The sequence below is a fragment of the Streptomyces sp. NPDC020875 genome (genome assembly GCF_040641415.1).
In the GTDB taxonomy this organism is placed as follows: domain Bacteria; phylum Actinomycetota; class Actinomycetes; order Streptomycetales; family Streptomycetaceae; genus Streptomyces.
Genome location: NZ_JBFADP010000106.1, coordinates 1 through 11296 on the forward strand (window position 1 = coordinate 1; position 11296 = coordinate 11296).

General features: G+C 68.1%; 9 protein-coding genes and 1 pseudogene. 4 read left to right on the forward strand and 6 right to left on the reverse strand.

The features are described from left to right. Both AB0G74_RS33530 and AB0G74_RS33535 read right to left on the reverse strand, forming a co-directional pair. A partial coding sequence (locus tag AB0G74_RS33530; protein WP_361154278.1) for an endonuclease/exonuclease/phosphatase family protein occupies nt 1–667 on the reverse strand: 667 nt, incomplete at its 3' end. A gap of 86 nt (nt 668–753) precedes the next feature. Further along, a complete protein-coding gene (locus AB0G74_RS33535) occupies nt 754–1056 on the reverse strand; it encodes a hypothetical protein (RefSeq protein WP_358827506.1) in 303 nt (100 codons plus the stop codon). A gap of 467 nt (nt 1057–1523) precedes the next feature. Between AB0G74_RS33535 and AB0G74_RS33540 the strand changes: the two genes are divergently transcribed. Continuing rightward, nucleotides 1524–2624 (forward strand): hypothetical protein, encoded by a 1101-nt coding sequence (locus tag AB0G74_RS33540; RefSeq protein ID WP_361154281.1) that lies wholly within the window; start codon nt 1524–1526, stop codon nt 2622–2624. A gap of 90 nt (nt 2625–2714) precedes the next feature. Here the strand turns inward: AB0G74_RS33540 and AB0G74_RS33545 are convergent, their stop codons facing one another. Further along, the gene (locus AB0G74_RS33545) at nt 2715–4415 is read right to left on the reverse strand and encodes a hypothetical protein (RefSeq protein ID WP_361154283.1); all 1701 of its coding nucleotides are present in this window, start codon (nt 4413–4415) and stop codon (nt 2715–2717) included. 176 nt (nt 4416–4591) lie between these two features. Between AB0G74_RS33545 and AB0G74_RS33550 the strand changes: the two genes are divergently transcribed. Continuing rightward, a complete protein-coding gene (locus AB0G74_RS33550; RefSeq protein ID WP_361154286.1) occupies nt 4592–5578 on the forward strand; it encodes an aldo/keto reductase in 987 nt (328 codons plus the stop codon). A gap of 12 nt (nt 5579–5590) precedes the next feature. On the opposite strand, the gene AB0G74_RS33555 is transcribed toward AB0G74_RS33550, so the two are convergent. Next, nucleotides 5591–6049 carry a nitroreductase family deazaflavin-dependent oxidoreductase gene (locus AB0G74_RS33555; RefSeq protein ID WP_361154288.1) on the reverse strand — a complete coding sequence of 153 codons (459 nt, stop codon included), beginning with the start codon at nt 6047–6049 and terminating at the stop codon, nt 5591–5593. 258 nt (nt 6050–6307) lie between these two features. On the opposite strand from AB0G74_RS33555, the gene AB0G74_RS33560 reads away from it, so the two are divergent. Then, nucleotides 6308–6991 carry a thioredoxin domain-containing protein gene (locus tag AB0G74_RS33560; protein ID WP_361154296.1) on the forward strand — a complete coding sequence of 228 codons (684 nt, stop codon included), beginning with the start codon at nt 6308–6310 and terminating at the stop codon, nt 6989–6991. A gap of 129 nt (nt 6992–7120) precedes the next feature. Here AB0G74_RS33560 and AB0G74_RS33565 read toward each other — a convergent pair whose 3' ends face one another. Beyond that, nucleotides 7121–7318 (reverse strand): hypothetical protein, encoded by a 198-nt coding sequence (locus AB0G74_RS33565; RefSeq protein WP_361154291.1) that lies wholly within the window; start codon nt 7316–7318, stop codon nt 7121–7123. Nucleotides 7319–7863: 545 nt separating this feature from the next. Further along, nucleotides 7864–8154 (reverse strand): annotated as a pseudogene (locus AB0G74_RS33570) (transposase); the annotation flags it as partial. 1832 nt (nt 8155–9986) lie between these two features. Here AB0G74_RS33570 and AB0G74_RS33575 point away from each other — a divergent pair. After that, the coding region (locus tag AB0G74_RS33575; protein ID WP_361154293.1) for a DUF4241 domain-containing protein at nt 9987–11296 on the forward strand (1310 nt) is incomplete at its 3' end.

The following is an 11296-nucleotide window of genomic DNA, read 5'->3' on the forward strand; positions in this document are numbered from 1 at the left end:
GGGCGTAGACATAGGCCGATACCGGCGTCCCCGACGCGCCGCGCACCACCAGCTCGGCCGCGGCGAGCACACCCGTCTGGCCCGCCCGGACGTCCTGCTGACGCCGCTGGGCGAGATGCGTATTGAACACCCGGACGGACTCGCCACCCACCGTGGTGGTGACCGCCATGTACCCCCGGTCCTCGGACCCGCCGTCGGGATACTCCACACTCACCCGGTCCGTCATCGGCGCCGCCGACAACAGCGCCTGCCCGAAGGCACCCGGGCTCCACGGCGTCCCCCCGCACCGCCCCCGGTTCCGCAGCACCATCCCGTACTCCACGTGGTACACCAGACCGTAGAGACTCTCCAGATAATCCCGGATCTTCTCGACGTCCCGGACGCACGCCTCCTGCAATCCCACGACCTGCGGCGCGTAGGTGGCGATCTCCGCCGCCCGCCCGACATTGCTCTCCCTGCACGGATTGCAGATGTTCCAGGTCATCACCCGGTTCGGCACCACGTCCTCGGCCGCCCCGGCCGGCAGCGCCCCCGCGAACGGCACACCGCTCGGCGCACTCGGCCCCAACAGCACCACACACGCCACCGTCATGGCGCCCGCGACCAACCGCGTACCCCTGCCGAGCACTACCGCCTCCTCGAACGGGACACCCGTGACATCGGGCATCCGTCCCGCACGAGATTATGTGACGCCCCTGTGAACGGCACACACGGTCCAGCGCGTCGTGTCCTTCCCCGCCCCCTCGCGAGGTCCTAGACGGTACTGGCGATCCAGCCGATCGTCTCCGACGTGTGCGGGCCGTCGGAGAGCGCTCTCCCGGTCCCCACCAGCTCATTCATACGAATCTTGAAACCCGTGGAGGTGACATCCGCGATCCGCAGCCCCGGCGTATCCGGCCCGTTGAAGGTCTGGACGAACGGAATGACCACCACCGCGGCGTTGCTCGGGAAGGGCGAGGGAAACGTCACCTGGGTGAAGGTCGTGGTGACTCCGCCCGTCACCTCCGTGGCACTGGTGGAGTTGAGCTGCAGTTTGCCGGTCTGGATCATGCTCATGAGTTCCGCCTCTCCATCGAGGGCCACCGTCCCCGCGCCCGGCTGATCTGCCTACGCTCGACGGCACCCCGGTCCGCTTCCCGCACTTCCTCGCGAAGCGACTGAGAGTAAGTTGCCCGTGTTGATGGGTGTTTAGAGCGAAAGTCGCCGGTACGAGGTAACTCTCTGTGAAAATCTTGCCGAGATCATTCGGCCCCGACCCCGCCGACCCGATTCGACGGCGGAGCTCTCCACGGGCTCCCGACGCGACCGGCTTACTGATACGGCCACGCCGCCGAACGAGGCGGCAGATGAGGGCCGGGACGCGACCCGACTCTCCCGCGCCAGCGGGGAAACGGCCCGATCAGCCCGGTGCCACGTCTGCTTGAATGATCATCGCGGTCGACTCGGCGCGCGTACAGAGAAGTTGACAACGGGGTCATACAGTGGGACGGCGGACGAGAGCCGGGCTGACACTCGCGGCAGCGGTGGTGCTGCTGAGCGGGTGCGGCGGAGACGGGGACGCCGAGGACGCCCCCGGAGGTGGCGGCACGGACAAGGGCGGCGCACAGGTCACGGACGTCAAGAAGGCCCCGCTGGCCCAGAAGGGCGCCTTTTCCGCGATGTTCTGCGCAGCCGTCCCGGCCAATGACGACGGTGGCGTGCTCTACAGCGTCACCCTGCGTTCGTACTCCGCCGGGGACGGCAAGCTGGTGGCGGAGCGCTACCTCAGGACCGAGAACCTGGTCGAACCCGTGGCGGGCTGCCCCGGTGACGAGTCCTCGGGCCCGGGTAAGCCCGCCCGCTACGGGCTGAGCAAGGACCTCACGATGCTGGCCGCGATCGGCGACGACCGGGTCATGGTGTTCGACCTGAACACCGGCAAGGAACTCGGCCCGCCGGACCCGGACGCCTTCGAGACGAAGCCGTTCGCATCGAACGCCGCCTTCCACCCCGTGACGAACGAGGTCTGGTACGCCACTCGGCCCGACCGCACATCGACCGATGTGACCATCCGACACCGCGACCCGTCGGGAGGCATGGCCACCGAGCAGTCGATCCCCGAGGCGGGGATTCCTGCCGAGCAGGCCAAGGACCTCGTCACGGCCGAGACCATCCAGCCGGCACTGGGTTCGCGCGCCCCGATCTCCCCTTCCGGCGTCATCGCGTCGAGCGATGCCGACGGGCAGCTCCAGCTGAGGCGGATGAGAGCCGGGGAACCGGAGTCCCCTGACACCCCGGCCCTGAGCGGCGGTGACGGTGTGCGTTGCGACCCGGCCCTGTGGATCGACGACACCCGGCTGGTCTGCCGCCACGACACTCTCCAGCAGATCACCCTCAGCGCCGACCACCGGAGCGTCGTGAAGACCGAGGGCCTGATCCCCGAGAACGACAAGAACCCCGGCCTCCCGGTGCTCTCCGAGGACGGCAAGAGCCTGTACTTCCTGGCGGACAACGCGAACAGGCAGGAAGTGCTCTACCGGGTCGACCTGACGTCCCCCGGCGCCCAGCCGAAGAAAATCGCCGCCCTCGACCCGCCGGTCGACGGCGCCGAGCGACACTACACGTCACTCGTCGGCTTCAACTGACCCACGGGAAGCCCCGTCCGGACAGCCTTGGCCAGGACGGGGCTCCCCCTCGCCCGGACCCACGGCCGGGAAAGCGAACCGGTTCAGCCCTCAGCCCCCGCTGCCATGGGACATGCCCCCGGTCCGGCAGTGACACGACGCCTTCACCGGAACATCGGCCTGGGCCGCCGCCATCTTCAGCTGACGCGCCACGATACGCGCCTCATCCGCCCGCCCGAGGCGCGTCAGACACTCGTGAAAGCCGTGGAGCGCCCACACATTGCCCGGATGCTGACAAGCCCGGGGCAGAGTGTCGTCGAGCCCGAGATCCGCCCGGTAGACGGCCTCGGCCTCGGCGATACGCCCCTGCTCCAGCAGGAGCGCGCCCAGAGCGTGACGAGGCGGCTGCATCCAGCCCCACGGTTCGTCGTAGGGCAGACCGTCGCTCAGCTCGACCGACCGCCGAAGAGCGGCGAACGCCGCATCGAAACGCCCCTTGCGGTACTCCAGCTCCCCGTCGAGCATGGCGGCCGCGATGGCCAGAATGTCCGCGCAGGTGTTGTTGAAGAGCATCCGCGTCTCCTGGACCCGGCCCTTCGCCTCACGGAACAGCTCCCGCTCGGTCTCCGCCTCGTCCACCCGGCCCGTCGCGGAGAGGGCGACACCACGGGCGTAGCGCAACAGCGCCGTCGTGGTGCTGTACAGCTCCCGGTCCCGGGGGAGAGGCAGCCGGAGGATGTCCGGCCAGCGCCCGAAACGGATCAGCACATGGACCCGCATGGCCGCGAAGCCCTCCAGCCAGTCGGCCATCGGCGGGCTCTCCACCCGCAGCAGCGGCTCGGGAATGGACGCCTCCAGCTGCGCCGCGGCCTCCAGCGCCACGTCGGACCGGCCGAGGAACATCGCGCCGTAGATCTTGAAATGGATGTTGTGACAGCGGTAGAGGGTGTAGAAGTTCATCGCGCCGGACCGCTCCAGCGCCTTCGCGTCCACGGCGATCGCGGCGTCGTTGTCCGACACGACCCGCCGGTAGTCTCCGCACAGCACCTCCAGATGAGAGGGCATATGCGCCAGATGGCCCGCGTCGGGCACCAGCCCGCGCAGCCGGTCGGCGACCGCCAGGGCCCGCTCCGGGAACGGCGACATCTCCATCACATGGACGTACAGATGGACCACACCCGGATGGTTCCGCCCGGCGGACGTGGCGAGCGCGCTCTCCAGCACCCCCTTCGCCTCAACCGTACGCGCACCCGCGGCGGGCTCACCGGTCCGCTGATCCCACAACTGCCACGGGGTGAGATTCATCAGCGCGTCGGCGTACAGGGCGGCGAGATCCGGATCATCCGGGTCCACCCCGTAGGCGGTACGCATGCTCTCGGCGTACGGCTCGTTCCAGACCGAGCAGTCCTCGGCCGGGCTCGCCTGCGGATAGCGGAAACGCAGCGCTGAGATCAGAGCCCGCTCGGCGGCCGAAGCGCCGGCGGCGGCCGCCTCGTGCGCGCGCTCGACCGCCGCATGGGTCCGCTCCACGGTCCGCGCCAGATCCCGCGCGTCGAAGAACTCCCACGGCTTGTTGTAGTTGGGCCCCAGCGCGTAGGCGATCCCCCAGTGCGCCATGGCGCAGCCGGGATCGGCCGCCGCGGCCTGCTCGAAGCAGCGGACCGCCTCCTCGTGGTGGAAGGCGTACGTCCACACCAGCCCGCGATCGAACCAGCGCTGTGCCTCGGGGGAGGCCGTGGTCACCCGCCGGGAGTGCGTACCGAGGTCGTAGTAGTCGTCGGAGAGTTCCTCGTCCCGTACCCGATCAGCCATGCGTACCCTCCCGAACGGAGCTTGAGCCGGATGTTCGGGCACCCAAGGTAGTCGTGATCACCCGCTTACGGTGGGTGACTCCCGGCGGGGACCCGGCCGGGACGTCGTTGACTTGGAGCGCACTCCACTGTCTACCGTCACCGGCAGATGATCCGACGAACTCAGGAGGCAGCAGCATGACCACCCTCCCCACCCGGAACCTCGGCGAACTGACGGTGTCCGCACAGGGCCTGGGATGTATGGGAATGAGCCATGGCTACGGCGCCTCGAACGACACCCGGTCGATCGCGACGCTCCGCCACGCACTCGACCTCGGGGTGACTTTCCTGGACACCGCCGACGTCTACGGCTCCGGGCACAACGAGGAACTGGTCGGCCGGGCCGTCGCCGGACGGCGCGACGAATTGGTGCTCGCCACGAAGTTCGGCTTCGCCAACCGCCCGGACGAACCCACCCTGATCCGCGGTGACGCCGCCTATGTCCGACAGGCGTGCGAGGCGTCGCTGCGCCGTCTGGGGGTCGACCACATCGACCTCTACTACCAGCACCGGGTCGATCCGCGAGTGCCCGTCGAGGAAACCGTCGGTGCCATGGCCGAACTCGTGAGGGCGGGCAAGGTCCGCCACCTCGGACTGTCCGAGGCCGCCGCCGGGACCATCCGGCGGGCGCACGCGGTCCACCCGATCACGGCGCTCCAGAGCGAGTGGTCGCTGTGGACCCGCGACCCCGAGGCGGAGGTCGCCCCGGTCTGCCGCGAACTCGGCATCTGCCTGGTCCCGTTCTCCCCGCTCGGGCGCGGCTTCCTCACCGGACGGTACGACTCGGTCGAGGCGATGGCGAAGACGGACATTCGCCGTGGCCAGCCCCGCTTCACCGGCGGCAACTTCGAGCGCAATCTCGCGGTCGTGGCGAAACTGACGGAGCTGGCTGCCGCGAAGGGCATCACCGCCGGTCAGCTCGCCCTGGCCTGGGTCCAGCACCGGGGCGAGGACGTGGTGCCGATCCCCGGCACCCGGCGCCGGAGCTATCTGGCGGAGAATCTGGCCGCCCTCGCCGTCGAGCTGTCCCCCGGCGACCTCGCGGCCATCGAGGCCGCCGTCCCGCCCGGGCGGATCGCGGGGGACCGCTACGACGCGGCCGGTATCGCCCTCGTCAACGGCTGAACCGCGTACGGCTCACGTCCCGGCCGGGTGGGGGAGAGGTTCGAGGAGAAAGAGAGGAATGGTGCGATCGGTCGCGAGCTGGTACTCGGCGTACGGCGGATAGGCGGCGACGGCGCGCTCCCACCACAGGGTCTTCTCGTCGCCGTGGGCCTCACGGGCTGCCATGTCCCGGCGGACCGGCCCGTCCTGGAGTTCGACCAGGGGGTGGGCTCGAAGGTTGTAGTACCAGACCGGGTGACGCGGATAGCCGCCCTTCGACGCAACGGCCGCGTACCGTCCTTCGTGTTCCACCCGCATCAGCGGAATCTTCCGGATCTTCCCCGTCTTCGCGCCGAGAGTGCTCATGATGACGACGGGCAACCCCGTGTCCCAGAGCGTTGTGCCTTCTGCGCCGTTCGAGCTCTCGTACAGTTCGACTTGTTCGCGTACCCACTGCTCCGGGCCCGGTTCGTACTCGCCTTCGAGAGGCATCGTGGTCACCTCGTGGTCGCTTGCCGATGGTGTGGCGCAGTCCAGCACAGACCGCGCGCGCAGACGAGACCGCCGTTCCCGTGATGGCGGAAAGCCCGGCTGTGCCGGGGATGCGAGGTTGCTTCGTGGCCGGGGCGTGGCCCGGGCACGTCGGATAATGCGGGCGCCGTGAACCGGAAGTTCCTATAGTTCGATGAATTGCCGAATCGAACAGGGGTGTTGATGGCTCGGGGCGTGAGACGGGTTGGTGTCGTGAGCATGGTGGGGGCGTTGCTGCTGGTCGGCTGCAACCGGTCGGAGCGGGGTACGCCCATTCTGGCCGAGGACCTCCCGTCCCCTTACGTCTACGACGACGATTTGCCGGAGAGCCTGTCGGCGGACGGTACGACGATCACCGTGGGGGACCCGGGTGCGCCGATCACCGTGCGGGTGTACGAGGACCCCCGGTGTCCGGTTGTAGAGGAGTTCGAGGGGAGCGACGGCGCGGAGGTTCTGCGGAGCCGGACCCGCGAACGCAGGGTCAAGACCGAGTACACCCTCGCGTCGTTCCGTGACGACAGTCTGGGAGGAGACGGATCGAAGCGAGCCGTGAACGCCCTGAGGGCCGCGCTTGACGCGAACCTGTTCACGGAGTATCACGAAGTGATCATCCGACACCGCCCCGAGGCCGAGGCATCGGGCGGCTACACCACGAAGTACCTGCTGGAACTGGCCGACCAGGTTCCCGGCCTCCGCAGTACCAAGTTCGACGCCGCTGTTGCCGCCATGAGCCACCATGACTTCGTCGTACGCTCCCAAACGGCCTACGACGCCGCCAACGGCGACGAGCCCTACGGACCGGGTACCCCCACGGTCGTCGTCGACGGGAAGCAACTCTCGGGAGAACTCCACGATGCGATCTTCGACTGGGACGATTTCGACCGCGTCCTGACGCGCTGGTAGATCCCGCACCTCGCCCCTCTGCCTGGGGGGCGAGCTGTTGGCGCGTACGCGTTGTCGCTGGCACGGTCCGGCCCGGACTCGTCTGAACCGAACTGCTCGTCGCCTCGGGCTGCGTCCGATGCGGGCCGCTCAGTCCTCGCCGATGACTTGGAGCACCTCGTCCCAGACGTTCCCTCCTTCCGCCCAGGTCCAAAGCCAGTGGCGCAGCGAGGACGCCGCATAGCGCAGACCGTCGTGAGGTTCCTGCCCCCAGTCCGGCTCCCAGCCGTCGGCGTCGTAAAGCAGAACGGGGTGGTCGACGGCTATCAGCGAGACGTACCACTCCATGGTGCAGCCGCCACCTGTGAGGTACAGCCAAGACCTCGGCGGCGCCCAGCCAGGGCGCTGGTCGTGGACGGTCAGCACGCAGCGCCAGTCCGCAGTGAAACCGGGCGCCCGGCAGACTGGTAAATCCTGCCGACGTGTCCTTTTGGTCCTCGACGCCGCTGTGGCTGGGGGTGCCCCTATCTCTTTGGTCAAGCTGTTCGGGTGCTCCTGGTGGCGGTGGAGCGTGCGTCGGTGCCTGCGTATTCGTAGATCCAGCCCGCCGAGGTGTCAGGGGCTCGTACTGCCAGGTAGGTGTGTTTCCCGGTGGGGTTCCAAGGCCCTGGTGTTCGACCGGGGCGACCTCGGAAGCCTGCGGGCGGTAGTCCTGACTGGTCGAGGTCGACGATTTTGGTCCGTCCGTGGAAGGGGCCACCGACGACTTTGAAGCCGACGGTGTTGTTGACGGTTTCGCCCGCGAGCCAGCGACGGATGAGTGCCAAGTGCTCGGAATTCTCGTCCCCCATAGCCTTAGCTGACCATGGGCTTGGGCGGAGGGCAAGCAGGTCTCAAGTCGCCCGGATGGGTTGGGGTTCGTAGAAGGTTCCGTTGCGGAGCATGGCGAAGAGGACGTCTGTCCGTCCTCTGTCGCGGCAGAGCAGGGCCTGGGTGTGGTGTTTGCCCTGGGCGATTTTCTTGTCGTAGTAGGCCCAGGATGCCAGGTCGCCCAGGGCGGCGAACGCGGAGAGGGAGAAGGCCCGCTTGAGCTGCTCGTTTCCCTGTCTGGAGGGCTGTTCACCTCGGATCGACGACCCGGAACTGCGGGGCGCGGGGGCGAGTCCGGCGTAGGCGGCGAGGTAGCCGGCAAGTTGCTGCCGTCACCGACGTCGATCAGGATGCGGCTCCGGTCCTGGCGCCGATGCCCGGCATCGCGACGTTCCGGCCGCTGATTGCCGCGAGTGGGCCCGCACTCATGGCGAGAAGGGCACCCGCTGGGGCGGCGGGCCGGGTTTGGCCGCCTGGTCAAACAGCCGAGTCCGGACTCTGCTTTGCGAGAATGATGGCCGCCCGTCGCATCAGAGTGTGTCGTATTTCTCGGACTTGGTCGTCCGTTTGAGCAGTAGCTTGCACTGCCTGCCGCAACGTGCGCTCCGATTCCTCGAGCGACTTCTGAAGCCTGGCCGCTTTCTCTCGGACGGCAGCGTTCCAATTCCTGACGGGTCCGCTGGACCTGACGAAGTCGGCCAGCTCAACCCGCTCCCGGCCAACTGAAACCTGAAGATCCACGAGAGTATCCGATACCTGCATGGCGACATCTTGGCACGAAGCAGGACGGCATTCCTGCTCCATTGCCGGGTCAGGTAAATCGGCGAATCTATGCGGTCAGAGCACAGGGGGAGTGATCGGGCGGGCGTTCCTGCCCGGCCTTGTACCCGGCGAGGTATCCCGGGTCGCGGAGCCGTGCTTGTTCCGGGGTTAGGTGTCGTGGTGGTCCGTAGCCCCTAGTCATCGGTGGCCAGGGGGTTCCTCGTTCTGGACGATGTCGACGGGGTAGGTCGAGCGTTTCAGGAGGAACTGGAGTAGGTGCCAGGTTTGATGTGTGGTGAAGTGCCGGGCTCCGGTCGGTGTCGGCTCGCTTTCCTCCTGCGCGTTCTGAATCTCCTCGGCGGGATCCGACGCTCATGCGGGATGTTTCAGAGCCCGGTGCAGTTCAGCAGGTGTGTTGCGTAGGTACTTCCCGTTCATGCTCATGAGCGGCAGCATGCGAACCACCTCCGACAGCGGGGGCGGCCGGCCCCGGGACCGTGGTCATGCTGGTGTCGGGTTTGGTGTCTGGTCCCCGGTCACGAGGAGAAGGCGGAATACCGGTGCCGCCCGAGGGGAGAGCGGACTCACCCTGCCCAACTCCGGTGCCGCCCGAGGGGAGACCGGACTCGCCCTGTCCTGGAGCTCCGGTGCCGTTGGGGGGAACATGTCAACCGGTTCAAGACGCTCAAGCAGATGCTCGGCCGGGCTGGTGTGCATTGTTCCGTCAGCGAGTCCGTTGGCTCGCTGATCGATGTCAGATGCGCGCGATAGCTTCCGCAGATGGGTGTCTACCTGGTGAGTGTCGGCGCGGAGGATTGGTTCGGTGAGGAGGAGGACGGATGGGGTGAAGTCGCTTCGGCTCTCGATGCTGAGATCAGACGGCGGGGCCTGCCGCCTTACGAGAGCGTCCCCGCAGAGACGGCCTTCGCACCCGGCTCAGGACAAGCTTTCGAGGAGAAGCTGACCCCGGACATGACCGGGTTCCTTACCTTGTGTCAGACGCACCTGTCAAGAGAGGAATCGGAGCTCCTCTCGGGCTGGACCGTGCTGGTGCCCTTCTCACTCGATGAGGAGATCTGGTTGGCCATCGAGTCCGACGACCACGACTCCGTGGTCGTCGGTGCTCCTCAGGTACTACCGCTCGCCGAGAAGCTCGCGGGAGCCGACAGTGACAGAGCTACGCCGAAGGCTCAGCGGTTCACCCTGGTAGGTCACTCGCTGAGTGGCTCATGGACCGGGTCGCTCCCACGACCGTTTGGGCGTCGGAGCTGCCCCTCCGCCCGGCCGGCATGGTCGCGGACCGCGGGGCACACAGCGTCCAGTGCTGGTCGTAGTACGCAGCTCTGTACAGAACCCGGGACAGGTTCCAGGTAGAGGAGTGGCCATGGTCGTCGAGGTGGGGTACGCGCAGGCGTGGGACCCGGAGGCTTGTGCGCCCTGGCGGCCGATGTCCGCCGAGGAGGCCCGAGCGCGGGACACGGCCGGGCTTCCGTACGTGGTGGTCTACCGGCAGCAGGGCCGGAAGGCACCGCTGGAAGTCCGGCTGGTCTCCTGGCGGGACCACTACGTCGGGCTGTGGGCCTACGACGCCCAGGGCCGCCGTACCTACGACCTGGACATGCGGCTGCTGGACGACCCGGCGCGGCTGCTGCGCCGGCACTCCGTCGCCTGGTACTACACAAGCCCGGAGATGGCGGAGTTCGACAAGGCGTGCCCACGCATCACCGTGGACCTTTTACCCGACGGGAGGGGCCGCCGGACAGAGGAGCGGGAGGGGCAGAACGGGGGCGCCCGCGTCACCTCGCCCGGGCTCCGGGACGACGAGCGCTGGATGGACCGCCCCGCCTTCGGGGAGTGGCCGCTGCTCTCGGCCCAGATACTCGGGCCCATTAAGCCGGTGATCTTCGAGGCGGCTGAGGTGGCCCAGCCGGGTGACGGGGACGCCCCCGCTACCTGCTGGCGTCCGCCGTGTCCCGCGCAGCCCGGGCCGATCAATGAGTTGTTCCGGCCCGGGGTGCGCGTAACCGACGGATACCACCACGAGATGACCGTCGTGGAGCCGGGCCGGGTCGGCACCCTGCGCGTACCCAGCGGACGGCTGGCCGTCTCCGACCCGGACACCTACCACGGCGACAGGCCGCGCATCACGGTCCCTGTCCCGCCCGGGGAGTACGTACTCGACGAGGCCCAGGTCAGCTTCAGCTACTACTGCGAGTGGCGGGACGCCGAGGTCACGACCACGATACCCACGGCCGTCCGCCTCCTCGTCAGCGACGCTCCCGCAGCAGCCTGGGAGATGGCCCTCGGCCCGGACGATGATCCCCGGCTGTTCGTAGAGCAGCAGACAGCCGGATTCGCCACCGACGGCGCCACCGGCTGCTTCGCCGACGACGGGGCCTGGGAGCCGCTCATCGCGCTTTTCGAGCGGGGACTGATCCAGCGCGAGCCGGACCTGGACGGGTACGAGGCCATCGACGACGGCTCCATGTTCATACAGCGCACCTGGGACGAGGCTTCCGGCGGCGAGCTCATGGCCTTCGCGACAACCGGAGACGGCACCTACCCGGTCTGGGTCGGCCGATCCGAGGCCGGTGAGGTAACCGCCATCGTGGTGCTGGTGGACGACATGCCCGAGCTGCTCCCGGAGCACAACGAAACCCTCACCGATGCGGCTGTGTCGGCAGGGTCCTGCCC

What these genes read in the sequence shown, in the direction of transcription:
- AB0G74_RS33535 (WP_358827506.1), bottom strand. Translation starts at nt 1,056, where the DNA reads ATGAGCATGATCCAGACCGGCAAACTGCAGCTCAACTCCACCAGTGCC.
- AB0G74_RS33545 (WP_361154283.1), bottom strand. Translation starts at nt 4,415, where the DNA reads ATGGCTGATCGGGTACGGGACGAGGAACTCTCCGACGACTACTACGAC.
- AB0G74_RS33550 (WP_361154286.1), top strand. Translation starts at nt 4,592, where the DNA reads ATGACCACCCTCCCCACCCGGAACCTCGGCGAACTGACGGTGTCCGCA.
- AB0G74_RS33555 (WP_361154288.1), bottom strand. Translation starts at nt 6,049, where the DNA reads ATGCCTCTCGAAGGCGAGTACGAACCGGGCCCGGAGCAGTGGGTACGC.
- AB0G74_RS33560 (WP_361154296.1), top strand. Translation starts at nt 6,308, where the DNA reads ATGGTGGGGGCGTTGCTGCTGGTCGGCTGCAACCGGTCGGAGCGGGGT.
- AB0G74_RS33565 (WP_361154291.1), bottom strand. Translation starts at nt 7,318, where the DNA reads ATGGAGTGGTACGTCTCGCTGATAGCCGTCGACCACCCCGTTCTGCTT.